The sequence below is a fragment of the Amycolatopsis sp. NPDC058340 genome (genome assembly GCF_042723975.1).
Lineage (GTDB): Bacteria > Actinomycetota > Actinomycetes > Mycobacteriales > Pseudonocardiaceae > Amycolatopsis.
In genome coordinates this window covers 146,054-168,533 of record NZ_JBHXIB010000005.1, presented here as the reverse complement: position 1 = coordinate 168,533, position 22,480 = coordinate 146,054, and the positions used below count along the sequence as shown (strand labels likewise).

The following is a 22,480-nucleotide window of genomic DNA, read 5'->3' as shown; positions in this document are numbered from 1 at the left end:
AGATAGCACGACCGTTCGTATACATTGCCGTCATGGATCTCATCGAACTCACCACCCGGGCCCACCAAGCCGCCGGGGCCACGATCGCCGGAATCGGCGCGGACGACTGGGACCGCTCGACCCCCTGCGCCGAGTGGACCGTCCGCGACATCGTGAAACACCTGATCGAGGGGCACGATTCCCGCACCGCGGAGGCGACCGGCCACCCGATGAAGCGCCGGCCGTCGGCCGACGACGCCCTCGCCAGGTCCTACGAGGAGAGTTCCGCCGAATTCCTCGCGGCCTTCGACACCGAAGCACTGGAGAAGACCTTCGATTTCGGGATTTTCGGCCCGCTCCCCGGAAAGAACGCGCTGGCCGTGCTGTTCGTCGACACGCTCACCCACGACTGGGACCTCGACACCGCACTGGGCCGCGAACACCGCTGGGACGACGAGCTCGCCGAGGCCGCGTTGAAAGTGGCGAGCCGCTATCCCGACGTCACGCCGGTCCGCGGGCCCGGCGGCGCCTTCGACCACGCTGTCGAGGCACCGCCGGACGCCGGACCGGGCGCACGGCTCATCGCGTTGCTGGGCCGTTCAGCTCGGCCGACTCCTCATCGCTGAACAACCGGGAGCGGACCAGGAAACGGACCCCTTCGGGCGCCTCCAAGGAGAATCCGCTCCCCCGGCCGGGGACGACGTCGATGGTCAGATGCGTGTGCTTCCAGTACTCGAACTGAGGGCCCGACATCCACACCGGAACGTCGTCGACGCCTTCGACGCTCAGGTCACCGAGGTGGACATCGGACGCCCCGGTGCGGAATTCGCCCACCGGGTAACACATCGGGGCGCTCCCGTCGCAGCATCCGCCGGACTGGTGGAACATCACCGGCCCGTGGAGAGACACCAGCCGCCGCAGCAGATCCGCGGCGGCCGGTGTCAAGCCGACCCGCTCGGCCATCAGAAGAACCCGAGCGCACTGTCCGAATAGGACACCAGCATGTTCTTGGTCTGCTGGTAGTGGTCCAGCATCATCTTGTGGTTCTCGCGCCCGATCCCGGACGCCTTGTAACCGCCGAAGGCCGCGTGCGCCGGGTACGCGTGGTAGTTGTTGACCCACACCCGGCCCGCCTGGATGTCGCGGCCGGCGCGGTAGGCGGTGTTGCCGTCACGCGACCAGACACCGGCGCCGAGACCGTACAGCGTGTCGTTGGCGATCTTCAGCGCGTCGGCGTAGTCGTCGAACCTGGCCACCGAGACGACCGGGCCGAAGATCTCCTCCTGGAAGATCCGCATCTTGTTGTCACCCTCGAACACCGTCGGCTGCACGTAGTACCCGCCGGACAGTTCGCCGCCGAGGTCGCTGCGCTCGCCGCCGGTGAGGATCTTCGCGCCTTCCTTCTGGCCGATGTCGATGTAGGAGAGGATCTTCTCCAGCTGGTCGTTCGAGGCCTGTGCGCCGATCTGCGTCTCGGTGTCGAGCGGATGCCCCTGCTTGATCTTCTTGACCCGCTCGACGGCGTCGCCGAGGAACCGGTCGTAGATACCGGATTGGATCAGCGCCCGCGACGGGCAGGTGCAGACCTCGCCCTGGTTCAGCGCGAAGAGCGCGAAACCCTCCTGCGCCTTGTCGTAGAACGCGTCGTTGGCCGCGGCGACGTCGTCGAAGAAGATGTTCGGGCTCTTGCCGCCGAGCTCGACGGTGACCGGGATGATGTTCTCGCTGGCGTACTGCAGGATCAGCCGTCCGGTGGTGGTCTCGCCGGTGAACGCGACCTTCCGCACCCGGTTGCTCGACGCGAGCGGCTTGCCCGCCTCGACACCGAAACCGTTGACGATGTTCAGCACGCCCGGCGGGATCAGATCGCCGATGAGCGACATCAGCAGGTGGATCGACGCCGGGGTCTGTTCGGCGGGTTTGAGCACGATCGCGTTGCCCGCGGCCAGCGCGGGCGCGAGCTTCCAGACCGCCATCAGCAGCGGGAAGTTCCACGGGATGATCTGGCCGACGACGCCGAGCGGCTCGTGGAAGTGGTACGCGACGGTGTTGTCGTCGATCTGGGAGATGCCGCCCTCCTGGGCGCGCAGGGCGCCGGCGAAGTAGCGGAAGTGGTCGATCGCGAGCGGGATGTCGGCGGCGAGGGTCTCGCGGACCGGTTTGCCGTTCTCCCACGATTCGGCGACGGCGATCGCTTCGAGGTTCTGTTCCATCCGGTCGGCGATCCGGAGCAGCACGTTCGCGCGCTCGTCCACCGACGTCCGGCCCCAGGCCGCGGCCGCGCCTTCGGCCGCGTCGAGCGCGCGGTCGATGTCGGCGGCGGTGCCGCGGGCGACCTCGGTGAACACCTGTCCGGTCACCGGGGTCGGGTTCTCGAAGTACTGACCGCTCGCTGGCGGTACGTACTCGCCTCCGATGTAGTGGTCGTAGCGCGATTCGTAGCTGACGACGCTGCCTTCGGTGTTCGGTGCCGCGTACTTGGCCATCTTTCCTGCCTCATCGCTAGGGGTGACGGATGACGGCGAAGCTAGGGCGGGTGAGGTTGCACGCACGTTGCAACGAAGTGAGCGCGGTCACCTATTCTCGGAAACGTGGCGGAGCTGCCCGGAGGTGAAGCGTCGCCGCGTGACCCTCAGGCGTACGCGCGGCTGCTGAAGGACGTCCACGACGCCGTTCTCTCCGGCGGTCCCGCACCGCGTTCCCCCAGGTCGATCGTGTCGGCTTCGTGGAATCGCTCGCTCGCCGCGCACGTCGATCCGGACACCGGCGTCGCCCCGCTGGTCTACGACCCCGGCGAGGTGAACGGGCTGCGCGACGAGCATCCGCTGGCACCGGTGCTGCCGATCCTGCGGCAGACGCTGGTGAGCATCGCCGACGACGCCGAGCACATGATGATCGTGACCGACGCGGCCGGGCACATCCTGTGGCGGGAGGGTGCCGCGGGCGTGCTGCGGCGCGCGGACGACGTGATGCTCGCCGAAGGAACGCGCTGGAGCGAGGACGTCATCGGCACGAACGCGATGGGCACCACGCTCGCCACCGGGGAGCCGGTGCAGATCTACTCGGCCGAACATCTGGTGCGGACCTATCACGGCTGGACCTGCGCGGCGGCGCCCGTACGCGATCCGGAGACCGGCGCGCTGCTCGGCTCGATCGACGTCAGCGGTCCGCTGCGGACGGTCCATCCCGCGATGCTCGCGCTGGTCACGGCGGCAGCCCAGCTCGCCGAAGGCCAGCTGCGGGCCCGGCTCGCGATGCGCGACGAACGGCTGCGGGCCGCGAACATGACTCACCTGGAAGCGTTACGCGGCGCGCCGGGAGCCCTGCTCTCGGCGAAGGGCCGCGTGCTGGCGGCCGAAGCCTGCGGCGACCTTCCCTCCACTGTGGACATCCGGCCCGGCGGCGGCGCGGTCACCCTTCCCGACGGGCGGCTGGGCACGGTGGAGCCGTTGAGCGAGGGCTATTTGCTGCGTCTGGGGAGCAGGGGTGCTTCGCGGCGTCCGCGGCTCGCGCTGGAGTTCCTCACCGACGGGCCACCATCGACCACAGTGGACGGTCGCGAAGTGCCGTTCACCCTGCGGCACGCGGAGATTCTGACGCTGCTCGCGCTGAACCCGGGCGGCCTCTCGGCGGAACGGCTCGCCTTGCTGCTCTACGGCGAGAGCGGCAATCCGGTGACCGTGCGCGCGGAGATCCACCGGCTCCGGACGCAGCTCGGCTCGGATATCGTGCAGACCCGGCCGTACCGGCTTTCCGCCGACGTGGACGCCGACTTCCTGCGCGTCCGCGCGGCGCTCAAACGAGGCGACGTCGCGGCCGCGGCGGACGCGTTCCGCGGCCCGCTGCTGGCCGAATCGGAGTCACCCGCGGTGCGCGAGGAACGTGAGGCCGTCACCGCGTCGGTCCGGCGGGTCGTGCTCGGCAGCGGGGACGCGGCGGCGCTGTGGTCGTACTGGGAGACCCCGTGCGGGGCCGACGACCTGGAGATCGTCGACGCGCTGTGCCGGGTGCTCCCGGACGGCGATCCGCGACGTGCCGTCGCCTTCACCCATCGGAACCGTCTCGACCGCTGAGTAGACAGCGTCTACATCGGTTTGATAGACAGTGTCTACAAGGTGAACTCGCGGTTACGGAGATCTGGATGGGCTACCAACGTTTCGTCGCGCTCGGCGACAGCTGCGCCGAAGGGCTGGCCGATCCGCATCCGTCGGGCGGTTTCTACCGGGGCTGGGCCGACTTCGTCGCGGCACGTCTCGCCGAGGAGGAGCCCGGTTTCCGCTATGCCAACCTCGCGGTCCGCGGGCGCAGGCTCGATCAGATCCACGCCGAGCAGACCCCGGCCGCGACCAGGCTCCAGCCGGATCTGATCGCCCTGTTCGGCGGCGGCAACGACGTGATGAGCCGCGGCTGGGACGCGCGCACGGTCGCCCGCCGCGTCGACACGGCCATCCGCGCCTGCACCGGGATCGCGCCGCGGGTCGTCACCTTCACCCTCAGCGACATCTCCCACCGCATGCCGATGGGGCACCGCATGCGTCCGCGCATCGTCGCGTTGAACGACGCCGTCCGCGAGGCGTCCGTCAGCTACGGCGCGACGCTGGTCGATCTCTGGCCGGACGACGCCGCGCACGATTCCCGCTACTTCGGCCCGGATCGGCTGCACCTTTCCGAGCTCGGCCACCGGCGCCTGGCCGCCCACGTGCTCGGCAAGCTCGACGTCTCCCACGACCCGTCCTGGCTCGCCCCGCTGCCCGGTTCGGCCGGACGTCCCGGCCTGCGCGCGGATCTGCGCTGGCTGACCAGGGAGGTCTTCCCGGTCGCGGTCAGCCGGTTCCGCAACCGGCTCATCGGCCGCCAGCCGGGCGACGGTTTCCTGCCGAAACGTCCCGACCTCCTGCCCGTTCTCGAGGAGACCCGGTCGTGGGCGCCCGAACCCGCCTGATCGAAACCGCCGCGAACCTGCTGGCCGAAGAGGGCGTCGGTGCCGTGACGCTGCGCGGCATCGCGAAGGCCGCCGGCGTCTCGCATGGCGCGCCGCTGCGGCATTTCTCCGGCCGCGCGGCGCTGCTCTCGGCGGTCGCCACCCGCGGTTACCTCGAACTGCTCGAACGCGGCGCCACCCTTCCGGCCGGGACACCCCGCGAGCGGCTCATCGCCGCCTGCCACGGCTATCTCGACTTCGCGCTGGCCAATCCGGCGATGTTCGAGCTGATGTTCCGCCGCGATCTCATCGATCCGGACGATCCCGAACTCATCCGGGTGAGCAGCGCGGTGTTCGACTTCTTCGCCGCGCTCGTCGAGGACGTGCAGGAAGGCGGCTGGCATCCCGTGACCGATCCGCGGCTGCTCGCGTCGTCGCTGTGGGCGTCGCTGCACGGCCTCGCCCAGTTGTGGCTCTGGGGCGGGCTGGCGGGCGCGAGCTTCGCGCCGTCACCGGAGCGGGCGCTGGCCGTCACCCTGGACGCCTATCTGGGCTAACCGCTCGAAGTCCTTCCCCAGCACGGATTTCGCGGCGTGCCAGCCACCCATCCCGTGCACGCCGGGGCCCGGTGCCGTCGCGGCCGAACACAGGAAGACACCGCCGAGCGGGGTCCGGTGCGGATTCCACCGGGCGACCGGCCGTCCGAGCACCTGCCGCAGATCCACCGCGCCCGCCGCGACGTCACCGCCGGGGTAGTTCGCGTTGTAGGCCTCCAGTTCCGGCGCGGTGACACAACGGCTCGCCAGGATCGTGTCGGAGAAGCCGGGCGCGAACCGTTCGATCCGCCGCCGGACGAGTTCGGTGACGTCCCGCGGATCCCCGTGCGGCACATGGCAATACGCCCAAACCGGCCGTTTGCCCGGCACCCCGCGGGACGGGTCGAGCGTCATCGGATCGGACACGAGCACGAACCGGTCGTCCGGATCTTCCCCGCGCACGATGGCGTTCTCGGCGGCATACACCTCGTCTCGCGTGCCTCCGAGATGGACGGTGCCCGCCTTGCCGACCTCCGGCGCCGCCCACGGAACCGGCTCGGAAACCAGGAAATCGACCTTCGCCACGCCGGGTCCATAGCGGTAGGACTCCAGGGCCTTCCGGTATCGCGGCGGCAGCAGGTCGCCTGCGATTTCGAGGAAACCACGCGGGGCGATGTCGAGGATCACCGTGCGCGACTTCGCCAGTGTCCGCAGATCGGTGATCCGGCTGCCGGTGTGGATCCGTCCGCCGCGGGCGCGGAGATCGGCGGCGAGGGCCTCGGTGATGGCCTGGCTGCCACCGCGGACGATAGGCCAGCCCGTCGAATGCGCGAGGTGGCTGAGCAGCAGTGTCGCGCCGGCCGCGGCGAGGGACGGCTGACGGCCCATCACATGTGCGGAAACCCCGGAGAGCAACGCGGGCGCTTCCGGGCCGGTGAACAAGCGCTGTTCCGAACCGGACGCGAGCAGCGCGATCCTGGCCGGGAGGAGCGCGGCGGAACGAGGATCGCGAGGCGGACGGCGAAGATCGCCGAGCATGAGATCGGCCAGTTCGCGGCTGCGTTCGGCCAGCGGTCCCAGCAGGCGGCGCCACCGGGGCCCGTCCGCACCGAGGGCGTCACAGGTCCGGTCGAGGTCTTCGTAGGCGAGACCGGCCCGGTCACCGCCGAGAGGATGTGCGTACGCGATCTCCGGCCGCAGAAGGTCGACGCCGTGCTCGGCGAGGCCGAACCAGCGGAAGAACGGAGACGCCGCGGCCAGCGGATGCCCGGTGGCGCAGATGTCGTGCCGGACTTCGTCGTCGAACAGCGAAGCCGTGCGCGTCCCGCCGCCGATCTCTTCCGCCGCTTCGTGCACTTCGACCGTGAGCCCCGCCCTGACCAGCAGGACCGCCGCGGCGAGCCCGTTCGGGCCGGAACCGACCACCGAAACGTCGACCGACATACCGCCCCCTCACCGGGATCCGAACAGCTCGCCGAATATTGTCGGACCTCTCTCCTAGATTGATCCGCTCCAACCCAATCAGGAAGGAGGACCATGCCCGACCATGACACGCTGCTCGCGCGCGTCCGCAAACTCCTCGCGAAGGCGGAGGACCCGGCGGTCACCGAGGCCGAAGCCGAGTCGTACAACACCAAGGCCGCCGAACTGATCGCCAGGTACGGCATCGATCAGGCGCTGCTGGCCGCTTCCGGGGCGACCGCGGACGAGATCACCCAGATCAAGATCCCGATCGACAACCCGTACAGCCGGGACAAGGCGGGGCTGCTGACGAACATCGCGCATCCGCTGCGCTGCCGGGCCCTGCTGCACCGGCTCGGCCAATCGGTCACCGCGGTGACGGTGTTCGGTTTCCGTTCCGATCTGGAGCGGACGGAACTGCTGTACACGAGCCTGCTGCTGCAGGCGACCACCCAGCTGACCAGGGTCCGCCCGGAGAACCGGGTGTTCGCGGGCGAATCACTGGCCGCGTACCGGCGGACGTGGCTGCACGGATTCTCCGGCGCGGTCTACGAACGGCTCCGCAACAGCGAGGACACCGCGGCCAGGACCCACACGACCGCCGCCGGTCATCGCTCGGCCGAACTGGTGATCCAGGACCGGACGGCGATGGTCAAACAGGCGTACGATGAGCAATACGGCGATCTGCGCTCGGCACCGCCGAGGCGGCTGTCCGGCAGCGGCTATCTCGACGGTCACTCCGCCGGCGAGCGCGCCAACCTCAACACCACCGGCATCACCGGACGGCGCCGCGCGCTGCCCGTGCGCTAGCCGGCGCTCCTGCCGGGAGGGATCTCGTCCGGTTCCGGAGGCCGGACATTGTGGATATGTGCCTCTTCGCAGGCACCGTGAAGATCGAAGTTCAGCCGAGCCACCGTGAGAGACAGGCGCCCGTTAGGCCCGCCTCGGACGACGTTCGCGTCATGATCGTCCTGCCCGTCGTCCTCCCAGAAGCAGACGGGGCAGACCTCATACGCGCCCCGCTCGCCCACCGTGAGATAGCCACAGCAAGGACAGGCGTACCCTTTCTTCCCTTTCGTCACGGCCGAAATCTACCTCGTGAGAATCGCGTGTCCTCGGGTCTACTGAGGACATGATCGTGATCGAAGACCTGGCCACCCGGCCCGAATTGCGCGAGCCCGCGCTCGCCCTCGGCGGCGTCGGCGGTGAATTCCTCCAGCACGGCCTGACCGGCCTGCTGGCGAAGTCGTCGCACCTGGCCGCCCGCTGGCCGGAATACTTCCTCGTACTGCTGGAAGACGGTGTTCCCGTGGCGAGAACCGCCGCCGTCCCGGTCGGCTTCCCGACCGCCGAACGCCCGGAACTGCCGGACCACGGCTGGGACGCCGCCCTGATCTGGGCCGCGGAAGACGTGCTGAGCGCCCGTGAGACGAATACGTTGATCGCACTCGAAGTGATGGTCGCGCCAGGCCGCCGTGGCGGCGGCCTGGCCACAAAAGCGTTGGAAGCGTTGAAAAAGCGCGCCTCGGAAACAGGGATTCGCAAACTCGTCGTGCCGGTCCGCCCGGCCGGGAAGGAGAACGAACCCGGACTGTCCTTTGAGGACTACATCGCCCGCCGTCGCGCGGACGGGTTGCCGGAGGATCCGTGGCTGCGCACGCACGAACGGCTCGGCGCCCGGTTCGTGAAAGCGGCTCCGTTCGCGATGACGGTCACCGGCACCTTCGCCCAATGGAAAGCGTGGACCGGCGTCGAACTCCGGGACGGTCTCACGGCCGTACCGGGCGGGATCGCGCCGGTGCTCGCCTCCTCGGCGCTGGACGTCGGCGTCTACACGGAACCGAACGCCTGGCTCGAGCACCTGGTAGACGAAGCCAGCACCTGCTAGATTTCTTTGGCATGTGCAGGAGCTCGGCATGACCGCCACCGGACCGTCCGGCGACGAGCTGCTGCGGCTGCTGGGGGCGCTGGCGAATCCGCACCGGCTGCGGATCGTCGCGGCATTGCGTGCGGAGCGCGCGTATGTCAGCCAGCTGGCGCGGGAGCTCGGCATCAGCCGGGCGTTGCTGCAGCTCCACCTGCGCAAACTGGAGGCGGCCGGGCTCGTGTCGGCCGAACTGGAGCTGTCGGAGGACGGGAAGGCGATGAAGTTCTACGAGGTGAAACCGTTCCTGGTCGAGCTGAGCCCGGACACCATCGCCGCCGCGGCGCCGACGCTGAGCACACCGGCGCCGGGTGACGAGGGGGAACGATCGTGAACTGGCATCAATGGCAGGAGGTCGCCGGGCTGATCGGCATCTTCGTGTTCCTCACCGTGGTGATCACGGTGGTCGTGTGGCAGTTCGGCGCGACCATCAGGGCCAGGGGCGCGCTCGCGCGCGAGCAGGAATACCGCAGGCTCGCCGAGAAGGCCGTCCAGGCGCAGGAAGAGACCGAACGCAAACTGACCGAACTCGACGGACGTCTCGCGGATCTCCAGAAGAGCGTGGGCACGGTCGAGCGGATCCTCAAGGAGGTCGACTGACCACCGGTGAAAGACCCTGGGCCGCCGAGCGGCAACTCGACGGCCCAGGAAAGAAGAAGCAAAAACCTCGCCCGAGGCATCTCACTCCTTCACGTAAAGGACTGTAGTTCATGCTGCCCGAAAAGATCGCCGCCTGGTCCATGCGGCATCGCGCGATCACCCTCGCCTGCTGGGCCGGCCTCGTGGTCGTCGCCCTGCTGTCGGGAATGCTGCTGGACGGCGAAAGCCGCCGGAGCACCGATCCCGGCGAGTCCGGCCGCGCCCAGACCGCTTTGAACGCCCAAAACACCTTCGACCCGTTACGCGAAAACGTCCTCGTCGAGGCGAAGGTGCCCGGCTCGCCACCGTTCGCCGCGAACGAAGAACTCCGGCGGGCGACCGAAGACCTGATCACCACGCTCACCACGAGCGGCTCGGTCACCGACGTCCGCTCGCCGCTGGCCGGCGGAGGCGCCGAGCGGATCTCGGCCGACGGCACGTCCGGACTCGTCGGGTTTTCGATCGCGGGCGGGGAGAAGGACATCCGCCCGAACTTCGAGATCGCGACGGCGCGAGTGGCCGAGGTCGCCGCACGGCATCCATCGGCCCGGTTGAGCCTGTCCGGAGATCTGAGCCTGTCGACCGTGGTCGACAAGGGTATCCGTGAAGACGTCAAACGGTCGGAGCTTCTTTCCCTGCCGCTGACACTGGTGATCCTGCTGATCGTGTTCGGGGCGCTGGTCGCGGCGTCGGTCCCGTTGCTGCTGGCGGGGACGAGTGTCGCGGCGACGTTCGGCTTCCTGTCGGTCGTCGACGACTTCACCCCGATCAACAGCGCGACGACGGTGATCACCCTGCTCATCGGGATGGCGGTCGGCGTCGACTACTCGCTGTTCTTCCTCAGGAGGCAACGGGAAGAACGTGCGCGCGGGCACTCGATCGACGCCGCGACCCGCATCGCGGCGCGGACGTCCGGGCACGTCGTGGTCGTCTCCGGGGTCACGGTCGTCCTGTGCGTGAGCGGGCTGGTGCTCACCGGGCTCGACAACTTCACCGGTCTCGCGATCAGCACGGCGTTCGTGGTCGGCCTCGCCGTGCTCGGCTCGGTAACCGTGCTGCCCGCACTGCTCTCGCTACTGGGCGACAAGGTCGATCGCGGGCGGATTCCCTGGCTGGGCAAGCGGCGTATCACGGCGGAAAAGTCGTGGTTCTGGTCCGCGACCGCCCGCGTGGTCACCCGGCGTCCGGCGTTGTGGGGCGGGCTGGGGGCCGCGTTGCTGATCCTGCTCACGCTGCCCGCGCTCGGCATGCGCCTGCAGGATCCGACGCCGGCGGAGAGCCTGCCGCGGTCGATGCCCGCGATCGACGCCGCCGTCCGCACCCAGGAGGCCTTCCCGGGCGTGGTCTACCCCGCCACGGTGGTGCTCACCGCCGAGCACAGCGGCCCGGTCGACAGCCCGGCCCTGCGGTCGGCGATCACGGATCTCGAGCGGCGGATCGGGGAAAGCTCCGGTGTGCTGAACAAACCCATCGCCGTCGGAAATGTCGACCAGGCCGTCGTCGTCCGGGTCCCGCTCTCCGGCGCCGGCCGCGACGCGGAATCCGACGCGGCGCTCGCGAAGCTGCGCACCGAGCTACTCCCCGAAACGATCGGAAAGCTGGACGGCGTCGAGTACGCGGTATCCGGCCGGACGGCGAACGCCCGCGACTTCGCCGACCGGGTGACCGAGCGGATGCCGCTGGTCTTCGGGTTCGTCCTGCTGGCGGCGTTCGTATTGCTGCTGCTGGCTTTCCGGTCGGTGCCGGTGGCGCTCGTGTCGATCGTGCTGAACCTGCTGTCGATCGGCGCGACCTACGGTGTGCTCACCTGGATCTTCCAGGACGGCCACTTCGCTTCTATACTGGGATTCGCCCCGTACGGCGGGGTCGTCGGCTGGCTGCCGATGTTCATGTTCGTCCTGCTGCTCGGACTGAGCATGGACTACCACATCTTCATCCTCAGCCGGATCCGTGAACGCCGGGCGGAGGGCGCCGTCGCCGCGATCGTCCGCGGCACCGGCACGAGTGCCGGAGTGGTCAGCGGTGCGGCGGTGATCATGGTCGGCGTGTTCAGCGTCTTCATCACGTTGAGCGCGATCGAGTACAAGATGATGGGAGTCGGGATGGTGGTCGCCGTCCTGATCGACGCCACGCTGGTCCGCGGGGTACTGCTGCCCGCTTTCCTTGCGTTGCTGGGAGAACGGACTTGGCGGCGTGACCGTAAATCCGTGGCTCCCGAACACGTACCGGAACTATCGTCGCCGAATGCCTGACGCGCTCTTCGCCCACGCCCGGCTCGCACCGATCTACGACGCCTTCGACGGCGCCCGCGACGACCTGGACCACTACCTCGCCATCATCGGCGAACTCGGGGCGAAAAGAGTGCTCGACGTCGGCTGCGGCACCGGTTGCCTGGCCGTTCTCCTGGCCGCGCGCGGGATCGAGGTCGTCGGTGTCGACCCCGCTAAGGCGTCACTGGAAGTCGCGAAGGCCAAAGACCCGGAAGGAAAGATCACCTGGATCCATGGTGACGCGAAGGCGGCGGGTGAAGCTGGAGCCGATCTCGCGGTGATGACCGGCAACGTGGCCCAGGTCTTCCTGACCGACGACGAATGGAGCCGCACCCTCGAAGGCGTCCATGCCGCGCTGGTGCCGGGTGGTCATCTGGTCTTCGAGATCCGGCGACCCGGCCGTCGCGCGTGGGAAGACTGGGCGGCCGACACTGCCCACGAAATCATCGACGTTCCCGGCGTCGGCGAGGTCGAGCAGTGGCGTGAGGTCACCGAGGTGAACCTCCCGTTCGTGTCGTTCCGGTACAGCTACCGGTTCTCCGACGGAGAAGTCGTCACCTCGGACTCGACGTTGTGGTTCCGCGAACGCGAAGACTTGGAGTCCCTGCTGGCGAAGCACGGCTTTCGCGTCCTGGACGTCCGGGACGCTCCCGACCGTCCAGGACGCGAGTACGTGTTCATCGCCCAGCGCGGCTAGAGGACTTCGCCGTCCGGGATGGTCTTCGGCCCGGTGATCTTCACATCGCCCCGGACGACGACGTTCTTCCCGAAGGTGACGTCGCCGTCCACCGCGAGGCTCGTGCACTCCTTGAGCGAAGGCGCGGTGGGGATACGCGCGTCGAAGTCCGGAAGGAGCTTGTAGAACTCCTTGCTCAGCGAAACGACCGGCGGGGTGGTGGTGAACTCCGGGACCATCTCCCCGCCGTCGTCGAGCACGTAGGCGTCGGACCGGACGACCAGCAGATCGTCGGTGGTTTTGACCGGCGCGAACCTGGTCCGCGGGATCTCGATGGCCCGCGCGCCCTCGACCGAACCGATCGCCGCGCCCATCGCCGTTTCGAGCTGGATCACCGGCGTGCTGGCGGCGTCGGCGGGATCGACGGTCTTCCGGTTCACGATCAGCGGCAACAGCGGCGCGGCGGGGTCGGCCTCCTGCAACGCCTTCAGGCGTTCGAGATCGAACCAGATGTTGTTGGTGTTGAAGAAACGCCACTTGGCGACGTCGCCGAACGAGTCGTCGCCGTCGGGGACCTGCGCGGATTCACGCAGGACGATCCGGCCCGCGCGCCGCGCGAGGTGCCCGCCCTTGCGGTCGGCCGCGGTGCCGAGCACCGTCTCCATGGCGAACGGGATGTCCTCTTTCGCGAGCCACGCCGCGATCCGGGCGTCCGGGAGCGCGCCGAGGTTGTCGGAGTTGGACACGAAACACCAGCGGATGCCCTCCGCCAGCAGGGTTTCGAGCATCCCGCTCACCGCGAGCGCGACGTAGATGTCGCCGTGTCCCGGCGGGCACCATTCGAGCTCCGGGTTCGCCTGCCATTCGACGGGCCGTCCGTCGGCGGTGATCTTCGGTTCGCGCCCCTGCAGGAAGTCGGCGGGGATGACGTCGTCGGCGAGATCGGGATACTTCTTCAGCAACTCCAGCGAAGGTTCGCGGGTGCCCGCCGAATTCATCAGGATCAGCGGAAGCCGCGCGTTGTACTTCTCGCGGGTCGAAAGCACCTGCATGGCGATGACGTCGAGGAACGTCTTCCCCGGTTTGATCTCCAGCAGTGATTTCGGCCCGGTGAGCCCCATGCTGGTGCCGAGCCCGCCGTTGAGCTTCAGAACGGCGGTGCGGTCCAGCACCCGGCGCGCTTCTTCGGCGTCCGGTTCCGGCAGATCCACGAGCCTGCTGATGTCATCGAGAGGTTCGAGTTCGTTTCCCGGCAATTCACCGGCACCGGGTTCGGTCAGCTGCTCGAGACGCCGTCGCAGGGCGGCCAGCTCCATGGCGTGGGCGCCCGCGGAACGCATTTTCGACAGCGTTTCGGCGAAATGATCGGAGAGGTGCGCGTCAGAGCTCATTGTGCCCTTTCTGAACCACTGCGTCGGGGCGTCAGTGTATTACCGGGCGCGGCGCCAGGCCTTGCTCCGGGGTCAGTACCCCGGTCATGCGGACGTCATGCGGTTCCGCGGGCAACTCGCGCACGAGTTCGGTGTCCCGGACGACGGCGATCAGCTCCGCGCCGGGCGCGGCGAAGGTGAGCGACCGGTCGTAGTAGCCGGCGCCGCGGCCGAGCCGGACGCCCGCGTCGTCGACGGCGAGCGCGGGGATCAGCACCAGATCGGCCGTCCCCAGCGTGTCGGGACCGAGCCGGCGTCCGGTCGGTTCGAGCAACCCCCGCAGCCGTCCCGGCCCGAGGCTCGACGGGTCCTCGTAGGCGGCCCACTCGAGCGGGCCCGGCGCGTCGGGGACGATCGGCAGCAGCACCCGTTTGCCCTGGTCGAGAAGTTGATCAAGCAGCGACGTCGAACCTGGTTCGGTACCGAACGGAACATAGGCGCACACGACGTCGCCGGGCAGCAGAGCGGCGGCGGCGGCGAGCGCCACAGCCTCCCGCGAGCGCTCTTCCGACACCAGCGAACGCCGTTCGGCGGTTATCCGGGAACGCCACTCCGTTTTGCTCAGGTGTTCATTGCCGGGCTCGACCACGTGGTCAGGTTAGGCTTCACGCCTATGACAGGCGCAGCGACCACCCCGGCGGCACGGACCACGAGGAGCTTGCCCGATCGGGCGATTTCCGCGGCTTCGGACCGCATCACTCCTGGTAACGGTGGTGAACTTCAGTTCACCGACGGGCCCTCATCGCGTGCCTGGTCGAACGAACGGATCGAGATCCCCCAGTCATGACGGAACCCATCGCCGAAGCGGCCGAGACCGAAGACGCGGGACAGTTCCGTTCCGTCGAGGATCAGATCTCCCTGACGCTGGACGCGGCGGTACGCCCGCGACCGGTCCGGGTCGCCATCTCCGAGGCCCAGGGCCTCCTGTGCGCCGAAGAGGTCGTCGCCGAGCACGCGCTGCCCGGTTTCGACCAGGCCGCCGTCGACGGTTACGCGGTACGAAGCGTCGACGTCCGCTCCGCCGGCCAGGAGCCGGTGCAGTTGCCGGTGGTCGGTGAGATCGCCGCCGGTTCCCGCCAGCCGCGGCGGTTGCAGCCGGGACAGGCCGTGCGGGTCGACACCGGCGCGCCGCTACCGACGCTCGCCGACGCCGTCGTCCCGACCGCCTACACCGACGGCCACCAGGCCAAGGTCACCGTGCACCGGTCGGTGCCGTCGGCGGGTTACGTGCGCCGGACCGGTGAAGACGTGCAGATCGGCGACGTCGCCGTGCGCAAGGGCGACACCATCGGCTCGGCCCAGGTCGGCCTGCTCGCCGCGGTCGGCCGCGCGAAGGTCCTGGTCTACCCGCGGCCCCGGGTTTCGATCGTTTCCGTCGGCGACGAGCTGGTCGACATCGACCGCACCCCGTCGGTCGGGCAGGTCTACGACGTCAACTCCTACGCGCTGTCCGCGGCCGCGCGGGACGCGGGCGCCGAGGTGAGCCGCGTCGGCATCGTCCCGGGCGATCCGAAACGCCTGCGAGAGATCGTCGAAGGCCGCCTGCTGATGTCGGAGATCGTCGTCGTCGCGGGCGGCGCCGGCGGGAGCGCGGGCGACGAAGTGCACGCGGCCCTGTCCGATCTCGGCCATATCGACATGACCCGCGTCGCCATGCACCCCGGCTCCGTGCAGGGTTTCGGCAGGCTCGGTCCCGATTCGGTGCCGACGTTCCTGATCCCCGGCAACCCGATGAGCGCGCTGGTCGTGTTCGAGGTGCTGGTCCGCCCGCTGATCCGCGCCGCGCGCGGCACCCGCAACCCGCACCGCCGGATCGTCGGCGCGCGGCTGCTCTCCCCGATCACCTCGACCAAGGGCCGGAAAGGGTTCCTGCGCGGGCAACTGCTGCGCGACGAGGGCAACGGCGAGTACCTGGTGCAGCCGCTCGGCACCTCCGGCGCGCATCTGCTCGCGTCGCTGGCCGAGGCGAACTGCCTGATCAACATCGACGAAGACCTCACCGAGGTCGCCGCGGGCGAACAGGTCAAGGTGACCTTCCTGGCCCAGCGGGCGTAATGGGCGCACCGATTTCCGGCGTCGCGTATCCGATCGAGAGCAGGCATCCGGGCTGGCCCGCGAAGCTGGGCCCGCTCCGGGTGCCCGCCGGGATCCTCGCCGTCCGGCCGGTCCGCCTCCGCGACGCAGGCGAGTGGAGCCGCGTCCGGCTGCGCGATCGCGAACACCTGGAAATGTGGGAACCGACCGGTGTCGGGCCATGGCCGGATCGCAACGCGTATTGGTCATGGCCGTCCCAGTGGCTGGCACTGCGCGGTCTGGCCCGCCGCGGTCAATGTCTCCCGTTCACCATCACGGTGGACGGACGCTTCGCCGGACAGATCACTGTGGGTAACGTCATCCGGGCGTCGCTCCGATCCGCCTGGATCGGCTACTGGGTGTCATCGGACATCGTCCGCGGCGGCGTCGCGACCGGCGCGGTCGCCCTCGTCACCGACCACGTCTTCGACTTCGGCGGACTGCACCGCCTCGAGGCGACCGTCCGCCCCGAAAACACCCCCAGCCTGCGGGTTCTCGCCAAAGCGGGCTACCGGCAAGAGGGCCTTTTCGAGCGCTATCTCGATGTCGCGGGTGGCTGGCGGGACCATTTCTGCTACGCCGTCACCAAGGAGGAAACCGGTGACGGACTGGTCTCACGACTCGTCTCGAAGGGCCTCGCGGAGCGCGTTTGACCCCGTCACCGGGCCGTTCCAGTGACCGCGTTACCACAAGCTGTGAGATTCACCTAATTTGGTGATGCATTTTCCGTGATCGAAACCGGCGAGTCTGCGCGGCGTGTGTGACTGTTGTGGCTAGCGTGACTACAGCAGTGGATCGGGGGAGGTGACGGGAGATGCCCAGTTCGGTGATCATCGTCGCGCTCGCAGCGGCATGGCTCGTCGTTCTCGTGCCCATGGTCGCCCGCAAGCGCCAGCAGGTCGCACGGACGACGGACTCGGCCTTGGCGGCGCGAGTCGTGCGGAGCGGGAGCACACGCCACGAGGGACCGGAGGAGTTCGCGATGGCGGAAAACACGGAACCATCGGTAGAAGACGACCTGGCCGAGCTCGAGGCGGAGCTCGACGCCGACCTCGAAGACGAGGCACCGGAAGCCGAACCGCTTCCCCAGCCCTCGCGCACGGCCCGCCCGGAAAGAGAACGCCAAGGCGCCGGCTACCGGCCCGGCCGCGGCGGATTCGACCCGGAAGCGGCGGACATCGCCGCGCGCGCCAAGTACGCGTTCCGGCAGCGGGTCGTCATCGCGCTCCTGGTGCTGGTGGTCACCACCGCGGCCGTCGCCGGCTTCCTGACCCCGACGGTCTGGTGGGCCAACGGTGTCGTCGACGCCGTCCTCATCGGCTACCTGGCGTACCTGCGCCGCCAGGTCCGCATCGAGAACGACATCCGGCAGCGCCGCCTCGCCCGCTTCAACAACACCCGCGCCCCGCGACGCTCCCTCGTCGACGACGAAGACCACGATGCGCACGAGTCCCGTGAGGACATCGAGGTCGTCGCCACCGAACGCCCTGCCGTCGTGGAACGCAAGCCGTCCCCGATGTCCCGCCTCCGGCGCCAAGCCGTCGTCGTCGACCTCGACGACGAGGACCCGGCCTTCCACGAGCTCGACGAGCCCGGGACCAGGCCTTTCCGCCGGGCAGCCGGAGAATGACCCCCGCGTTTCGGAGCTCCATGAGCCACTGATAGGCTCATGGAGCTCCAAACGAGGGGCAAGCTTCACCAGGGGCTGTAGCGCAGTTGGTAGCGCGTCTCGTTCGCATCGAGAAGGTCAGGGGTTCGATTCCCCTCAGCTCCACAGGACAAAGACCCGCACTCGGCAGAGTGCGGGTCTTTTGCGTTTCACCCCACCCTCCGATACGGCTGAAAAGAACTCGCCGGTTTCACGTCGGGCGCCGCCCTTTTCTTGCCGATTTCGTCACGGCACATGCCGGAATCGACGAATACGGAAAAGCGTATTCCCGTGGCTGTCGCGAGGTCACTGACCAGCCTGGCCGTCTCCCGTTCGTGACCGGTCCGCTACTAGAATGATCACCCGTCGCACAGCGCATCTGGAGGGACGTCGCCCGTGGCCGGTCGGTTCGGCGTTCTCCTCCGTGACGCCCGCCGCCGGGCAGGTCTGACCCAGGAGGACCTGGCCGCCCGAGCGGGCGTCGGGGTGCGAACCATCCGCCGTCTGGAAACCGGCGGGGGCACCGACCCGCGCGTCGGCACCGTGACATTGCTCGCCGACGCTCTCGGCATCACCCCGCGCGAGCGCGCCGACCTCCTCGCCGCCGCCGATGGCAGGCAACCGGACGAGCCCGTCGAGGAGCCGTCCAAGGACACCGGCGTGACACCGGTGGTTCCGGCTCCGTCCCTCGTCGTCGTTCCCGAAGAGGTGTCCGAAGCGGCGGACCACCTGGCCACGATCATCGCCACCCGGCTACGGCGCGAGGAAGAGCTGCGCCGCGTACACGATCCGTTCCCCCTGCCCGTGCGGTGGCGGACCGCCGCCGACCTCGCCGACCACTGGGACAACATCTGCCGCGTTCCGCACGGTATGACCGCCGCACCGCTCGACCTCTCGGGCGAGATCGGCGACATCGCGGACATCTACCGCGGCATCCCGTCACGGAAACTGGTGGTGCTTGGCCGCGCGGGTGCGGGCAAAACCGTGCTGACGCTGCGTTTCGCGCTCGACGCGCTGGCCGTCCGGAGTCGCGGCGGCGTCGTGCCGGTGATCTTCGGCATCGGTTCGTGGGACCCGACCACGACGCCGTTGCGGACCTGGCTCGTCGAAACGCTCCAGCGGGACCACCCCGGCCTCTCCGCCGAAGCACCCGGCGGCTCGACACTGGCGGCCGTGCTGGTCGACACCGGGTACATCCTGCCCGTCCTCGACGGCTTCGACGAGATCGCCGAGGGCCTGCACCGGCCGGCGCTCGAAGCGCTCAACTCCCTCTCCGGACCGCTGTTCCTGACCAGCCGTTTCGACGAGTACGAGCGTGCGGTCACCAATGTCCACCCGCTGACGTCGGCCGCCGTCGTCGAACTGACCGACCTCACCGTCGACGACCTCGCCGGCTACCTGCCCCGAACGGCGCGACGCCTCACTCCCGGCGACACGGCCACGGCGTGGGATCCGGTCTTGGCCGCCTTGCGCGACACCGAAGCGCCCGCCGCGAACCTGGCCACGGTCCTGAAAACCCCACTCATGATCGGGCTCGCCCGTACGGTCTACAGCGACTCGCGCGACCGCGATCCGGCAAGCCTGCTGGACACCGGCCGCTTCCCGACCGCGCAGGCGCTCGAAGAGCATCTGCTCGACACCTTCGTCCCCACCGTCTGGGAAGCCGGCGACGTCCGGCAGCGCTGGGACCTCGAGCAGGTCCGCCACTGGCTGGGCTTCCTCGCCGACGACCTCGACCGGCGGGACACCGGCGACCTCGAGTGGTGGCGGATGGGCGGTTCGCTGACGCGCCGGTCGCGCGTCCTCCTGGTGACGGCCTCCACCTGGCTGACCACGGCGCTCCTCATCTGGTTCGTTTTCTGCCCGCTCAATTCGCTCACTTCCGGGCTGCCGTTCCGGTTACCCGTCGTTCTCGTCGACGGGCTGGCCAGCGGGGCCGTGATCGCCGTCCCGTTCGGTCTGCTGTATTCGCTCCTGGTGGTCCGCAAGACCGGGCACCTCGAACCGACGCGCGTGCGGGTGCGGCTGTTCGACCGGCGGGCACGCCGTCCCCGGCTCCGGCGGAGGATCGCCGTCAGGTTCGCGGCGGGGGTGGCGGGCGGTGTGCTGGCGGCCGTCGTCATCGGTGTCTTCGTGCGGGCATTGTCGCCGGATCTCGTCGTCATCGACGATCTCGGTCGTCTCCTCCGCCTGATCCTCGTCGACGTCACCGTTTTCGGGCTCGCGTTCGGCCCCGCCTGTGGTGGGCTGCTGGCGCTCCTCACCCTCCTCGAGGTGCCGGCCAACCTGACCACCGCCACCAGTCCCGCCGACCTGCTCGCGGCGAACCGCTCGACCGTGCTGCGGGTCGTCGCGTTGTTCGCGCCGGTGTTCGCGATCGCGATCGGTGTCGGCGCCTTCGGAGCCGCGGCCGCGCTGGAGGAGATCACGGGGCCGTCCTTCCACCTCGTGAAGTCGTTCAGGGTCAGTGCCCTGCTCGGACTCACCGCGGGGCTCGTCACGGCCTCCGCGTACGTGATGACCTTCACCGCGTGGGGCCAGTGGCTGGTCTTCGCCCGCTTACGTCTCCCGCTCCTCCGAAAGCTGCCGTGGGCCGTCACCGCGTTCCTGGACGACGCGTACCGGCGAGGGGTGCTGCGCCAGTCCGGCGCCGTCTACCAGTTCCGGCACGCCCGGCTGCAGCAGCACCTCGCCAAGGCCTACCGCGCCCGGCTCTAGGGCCTTTTCGCAGCTCAGCCCCACCGGCCGTAAATGGCCGCCGCTCGACCTTCCGGCTCCGGCACGCCCACCGCCAGCATGGGTCGCATCGACAAGCGGTCGGTTGGAAGGGGGGCGCCGGGGTGAGCACCGAGACTGCGCCGGCTGACATCTCCGGGATGTGGGACGTGTACTTCGGACTGCCCACACCGCCGGAGGGCGAGGTGAACTGGGAGGCCTACAGCCACGAAGAGCTGCACCGGATGCTGTGGCAGGACGCCGACGTCAGAGACGTCAGCACGATCGCCGCGGAGTGGTCCGGCCATCGGGCGGCCCTGGTCAACCACGCCGAGGTGCTGCGCGAACAGCGCGCGGCGTTGCTGGACGGCTGGCGGGGCAGTGGCGCGGAGGAGGCTGCCCGGCGTCTGCTCGTACTCGCCGAGCGGGTGGACAAGATCGCGGAGTTCGCCCACGCCGTCGAGCGGGCCGCGCAACAGGCGGCCGACGCGCTGGCATGGGCCAGGGCCACGATGCCCGCCCCGGCGGCCGACCCGGCCGCACCGATGACGAGCATGTTCATGGACTGGACCTTCGGCGGAGCCGGTTTCAGCTACTACGCCGACACTGGCACGACCGACCTGCGGAAGCAGCGTGCCGTCCAGACGATGCGGACCTACGAGTCCAGCCTGACGAATTCGGGCAGGCTGATCGGACAGGCACGAGGCACGATCCCGGCCGCGTCGACCGTGCCGGGCACGGGCGACACCACGGCGAGCGCCTCGCTGCCGGAAGGCACCGCCCCGAGCGGGTCTTCGTGGCAGAGTCTCACCGGGTCCGGCGGGTTTGGACACAGCCCGGCGTCCGGAGCGGCCGTCGGCGCCGGCGTCGCCGCGGGGCCTGGCGCCTTCGTGACCCCCCTCGCGAACGGTGTGCGAGTTGGAGCGGCGGCACTACCGGCCGGACCCGGCGCGATGGCGGCGCAGGCGCCCGCCGAACCGGCCGCGACCCGCGCCACCTCCGTGGGCCAGCTGGCTTCGCCCGGCGCGGGCACGCACGGCCGGTCCGACGAGGACGACCACACGAACCAGCTGCCCACGATCGACCACGCGCTGTTCCCCCTCGCGGAACCCGCCAGTGAGGCGGTCATCGGTCTTCCCCAGCGGGAGTGGCGATGAGCGCGGGGCGGGGAATCGAAGTCGAGCTGGAACTGCTCGACGCGCGTATCACGACGCTGGCCGATCTCGGCGATCTCACCGCCGATCTGGTCGCCACCGCGAGCAGGCTCGCGGAACGGCTGCCGATGCTGGGAACCGCGCCGCCCGCCGCGCATCTGGCGAACCGCTTGCGGGAGGCCGCAGGCGGCTCCGGGCTCGCGGGCGAGGTCAAGGCCGCGGAACGCGAAGTCAGGGAATACCAGCAGCTGCTCGCGTCCGCCAAACGCGAATACCGAGAACAGGAAGAGCGATCCGTCGACGACCTCAGGGGGCGGGCGTCATGACGCCGCTCGACGGGCACGGCAGCCGTTTCGAGCTCGTGGAACTGGATCTGCTCGCGACCCACGCGGGGGTACCGCTGCCGTTTCCGTTGCGGATTCCGTCGTTCGGCCGGATCGCTGGCGAACGCGACGTATCGCTCCGTGCCGCGGGCGGTTCGCTGGCCGCGCGTGGCCTCGCCACGGAGGAGGGGCCGGCCGGACCGGCGGCGGCTCTGGTCGCCGCACTGCGCGGGTACCACGGCTCGGTCGATCTGGTGCTGGCACACAAGGGAAGCTTGACGGGGTTCGCGGCCATGATCCACGGGGACCGAGCGGTCCTGTGTGGACAGTCACTGGGTGGCACACCGAGTCCGGTGACCGTCGCGAGGGTCGCGTACGACGCACTTGCCGACACGTTCGCCGGGCTCCTCCCCGAGGTGCCCGCCGCGCCGACCCTGCCGATCACCTTGCCGCCGGGGGCCGCCGGTGACGACCCGGCCGTCGAAGCGCTCGCCACCGTGCTGCCTTCGGTGACAGGCCGCGGCCAGCTCGGTGTCGTGCGCAGATCGGGCGCCGAGAAGCGGCCGCTCGAACTTTCCTGGCTGGACGCTCCTTCGGGAAGAGTCCGGATCGACCACGACGACCGCGGCTGGGTGAGCGTCAACCCGTTGCGGCACAACGAACTCGTTCACGCGCTACGCGAATCGGTGGCACTGGCCGTCGAGTGACGGCGCGTTCCATCGAACAAGGAA

At 69.3% G+C, this 22,480-nt stretch carries 23 protein-coding genes and 1 tRNA gene; 18 read left to right on the top strand and 6 right to left on the bottom strand.

What is annotated here, in order from left to right; all coding sequences use genetic code 11:
- Window positions 1-32 precede the first annotated feature (32 nt).
- Window positions 33-605: a TIGR03086 family metal-binding protein gene (locus tag ACFWIW_RS09045; protein ID WP_378367916.1), complete on the top strand. Its 573-nt coding sequence runs from the start codon at window positions 33-35 to the stop codon at window positions 603-605.
- Here the strand turns inward: ACFWIW_RS09045 and ACFWIW_RS09040 are convergent.
- Complete coding sequence (locus ACFWIW_RS09040) at window positions 559-942, bottom strand: DUF779 domain-containing protein (RefSeq protein WP_378367915.1); 384 nt, start codon at window positions 940-942, stop codon at window positions 559-561. The genes ACFWIW_RS09045 and ACFWIW_RS09040 overlap by 47 nt on opposite strands.
- Complete coding sequence (locus tag ACFWIW_RS09035; RefSeq protein ID WP_037340578.1) at window positions 942-2,465, bottom strand: aldehyde dehydrogenase family protein; 1,524 nt, start codon at window positions 2,463-2,465, stop codon at window positions 942-944. The genes ACFWIW_RS09040 and ACFWIW_RS09035 overlap by 1 nt, the downstream gene beginning before the upstream one ends.
- Before the next feature lie 105 nt (window positions 2,466-2,570).
- On the opposite strand from ACFWIW_RS09035, the gene ACFWIW_RS09030 reads away from it, so the two are divergent.
- The 3 genes from ACFWIW_RS09030 to ACFWIW_RS09020 all read left to right on the top strand — a co-directional run bounded on the left by ACFWIW_RS09030 (window position 2,571) and on the right by ACFWIW_RS09020 (window position 5,457).
- Window positions 2,571-4,052 carry a GAF domain-containing protein gene (locus tag ACFWIW_RS09030; RefSeq protein WP_378367914.1) on the top strand — a complete coding sequence of 494 codons (1,482 nt, stop codon included), beginning with the start codon at window positions 2,571-2,573 and terminating at the stop codon, window positions 4,050-4,052.
- Window positions 4,053-4,120: 68 nt separating this feature from the next.
- Window positions 4,121-4,921: an SGNH/GDSL hydrolase family protein gene (locus tag ACFWIW_RS09025; RefSeq protein WP_378367913.1), complete on the top strand. Its 801-nt coding sequence runs from the start codon at window positions 4,121-4,123 to the stop codon at window positions 4,919-4,921.
- On the top strand, window positions 4,900-5,457 hold the full coding sequence (locus ACFWIW_RS09020) for a TetR/AcrR family transcriptional regulator (protein ID WP_378367912.1): 558 nt from the start codon (window positions 4,900-4,902) through the stop codon (window positions 5,455-5,457). The genes ACFWIW_RS09025 and ACFWIW_RS09020 overlap by 22 nt, the downstream gene beginning before the upstream one ends.
- Here the strand turns inward: ACFWIW_RS09020 and ACFWIW_RS09015 are convergent.
- A complete protein-coding gene (locus tag ACFWIW_RS09015; RefSeq protein ID WP_378367911.1) occupies window positions 5,410-6,879 on the bottom strand; it encodes a phytoene desaturase family protein in 1,470 nt (489 codons plus the stop codon). The genes ACFWIW_RS09020 and ACFWIW_RS09015 overlap by 48 nt on opposite strands.
- A gap of 93 nt (window positions 6,880-6,972) precedes the next feature.
- Here ACFWIW_RS09015 and ACFWIW_RS09010 point away from each other — a divergent pair, with 93 nt between their 5' ends.
- Entirely contained in the window at window positions 6,973-7,707 is a 735-nt protein-coding gene (locus ACFWIW_RS09010) for a DUF2786 domain-containing protein (RefSeq protein WP_378367910.1), read from the top strand.
- Here ACFWIW_RS09010 and ACFWIW_RS09005 read toward each other — a convergent pair.
- Window positions 7,704-7,979 (bottom strand): CPCC family cysteine-rich protein, encoded by a 276-nt coding sequence (locus ACFWIW_RS09005; protein ID WP_378367909.1) that lies wholly within the window; start codon window positions 7,977-7,979, stop codon window positions 7,704-7,706. The genes ACFWIW_RS09010 and ACFWIW_RS09005 overlap by 4 nt on opposite strands.
- Window positions 7,980-8,029: 50 nt before the next feature.
- Between ACFWIW_RS09005 and ACFWIW_RS09000 the strand changes: the two genes are divergently transcribed.
- The 5 genes from ACFWIW_RS09000 to ACFWIW_RS08980 all read left to right on the top strand — a co-directional run bounded on the left by ACFWIW_RS09000 (window position 8,030) and on the right by ACFWIW_RS08980 (window position 12,427).
- Window positions 8,030-8,785 carry a GNAT family N-acetyltransferase gene (locus tag ACFWIW_RS09000; RefSeq protein ID WP_378367908.1) on the top strand — a complete coding sequence of 252 codons (756 nt, stop codon included), beginning with the start codon at window positions 8,030-8,032 and terminating at the stop codon, window positions 8,783-8,785.
- Window positions 8,786-8,813: 28 nt separating this feature from the next.
- Window positions 8,814-9,155 (top strand): metalloregulator ArsR/SmtB family transcription factor, encoded by a 342-nt coding sequence (locus tag ACFWIW_RS08995; RefSeq protein ID WP_072031273.1) that lies wholly within the window; start codon window positions 8,814-8,816, stop codon window positions 9,153-9,155.
- Window positions 9,152-9,421: a hypothetical protein gene (locus ACFWIW_RS08990; protein ID WP_016337351.1), complete on the top strand. Its 270-nt coding sequence runs from the start codon at window positions 9,152-9,154 to the stop codon at window positions 9,419-9,421. The genes ACFWIW_RS08995 and ACFWIW_RS08990 overlap by 4 nt, the downstream gene beginning before the upstream one ends.
- 110 nt (window positions 9,422-9,531) lie before the next feature.
- The gene (locus ACFWIW_RS08985; RefSeq protein WP_378367907.1) at window positions 9,532-11,712 is read left to right on the top strand and encodes an MMPL family transporter; all 2,181 of its coding nucleotides are present in this window, start codon (window positions 9,532-9,534) and stop codon (window positions 11,710-11,712) included.
- Window positions 11,705-12,427 (top strand): class I SAM-dependent methyltransferase, encoded by a 723-nt coding sequence (locus tag ACFWIW_RS08980; RefSeq protein ID WP_378367906.1) that lies wholly within the window; start codon window positions 11,705-11,707, stop codon window positions 12,425-12,427. The genes ACFWIW_RS08985 and ACFWIW_RS08980 overlap by 8 nt, the downstream gene beginning before the upstream one ends.
- Here the strand turns inward: ACFWIW_RS08980 and ACFWIW_RS08975 are convergent.
- Complete coding sequence (locus tag ACFWIW_RS08975; RefSeq protein WP_378367905.1) at window positions 12,424-13,797, bottom strand: UTP--glucose-1-phosphate uridylyltransferase; 1,374 nt, start codon at window positions 13,795-13,797, stop codon at window positions 12,424-12,426. The genes ACFWIW_RS08980 and ACFWIW_RS08975 overlap by 4 nt on opposite strands.
- 31 nt (window positions 13,798-13,828) lie before the next feature.
- The gene (locus ACFWIW_RS08970; RefSeq protein WP_378368048.1) at window positions 13,829-14,401 is read right to left on the bottom strand and encodes a 5-formyltetrahydrofolate cyclo-ligase; all 573 of its coding nucleotides are present in this window, start codon (window positions 14,399-14,401) and stop codon (window positions 13,829-13,831) included.
- Window positions 14,402-14,619: 218 nt separating this feature from the next.
- On the opposite strand from ACFWIW_RS08970, the gene glp reads away from it, so the two are divergent.
- From glp to ACFWIW_RS08930, 8 genes are all read left to right on the top strand, one after another.
- Window positions 14,620-15,891: a gephyrin-like molybdotransferase Glp gene (glp, locus tag ACFWIW_RS08965; RefSeq protein WP_063273172.1), complete on the top strand. Its 1,272-nt coding sequence runs from the start codon at window positions 14,620-14,622 to the stop codon at window positions 15,889-15,891.
- Window positions 15,891-16,562: a GNAT family N-acetyltransferase gene (locus ACFWIW_RS08960; protein ID WP_016337357.1), complete on the top strand. Its 672-nt coding sequence runs from the start codon at window positions 15,891-15,893 to the stop codon at window positions 16,560-16,562. The genes glp and ACFWIW_RS08960 overlap by 1 nt, the downstream gene beginning before the upstream one ends.
- Before the next feature lie 161 nt (window positions 16,563-16,723).
- Window positions 16,724-17,539 carry a gephyrin-like molybdotransferase receptor GlpR gene (gene glpR, locus ACFWIW_RS08955; protein WP_378367904.1) on the top strand — a complete coding sequence of 272 codons (816 nt, stop codon included), beginning with the start codon at window positions 16,724-16,726 and terminating at the stop codon, window positions 17,537-17,539.
- 71 nt (window positions 17,540-17,610) lie between these two features.
- Window positions 17,611-17,683 (top strand) — tRNA-Ala (locus ACFWIW_RS08950).
- A 270-nt stretch (window positions 17,684-17,953) separates the two neighbouring features.
- Window positions 17,954-20,275 (top strand): helix-turn-helix domain-containing protein, encoded by a 2,322-nt coding sequence (locus ACFWIW_RS08945; protein WP_378367903.1) that lies wholly within the window; start codon window positions 17,954-17,956, stop codon window positions 20,273-20,275.
- A 122-nt stretch (window positions 20,276-20,397) separates the two neighbouring features.
- On the top strand, window positions 20,398-21,429 hold the full coding sequence (locus tag ACFWIW_RS08940; RefSeq protein WP_378367902.1) for a hypothetical protein: 1,032 nt from the start codon (window positions 20,398-20,400) through the stop codon (window positions 21,427-21,429).
- Complete coding sequence (locus tag ACFWIW_RS08935) at window positions 21,426-21,752, top strand: hypothetical protein (RefSeq protein WP_378367901.1); 327 nt, start codon at window positions 21,426-21,428, stop codon at window positions 21,750-21,752. Before ACFWIW_RS08940 ends, ACFWIW_RS08935 begins: the two co-directional genes overlap by 4 nt.
- Window positions 21,749-22,456 carry an ESX secretion-associated protein EspG gene (locus ACFWIW_RS08930; RefSeq protein WP_378367900.1) on the top strand — a complete coding sequence of 236 codons (708 nt, stop codon included), beginning with the start codon at window positions 21,749-21,751 and terminating at the stop codon, window positions 22,454-22,456. The genes ACFWIW_RS08935 and ACFWIW_RS08930 overlap by 4 nt, the downstream gene beginning before the upstream one ends.
- Window positions 22,457-22,480 lie beyond the last annotated feature (24 nt).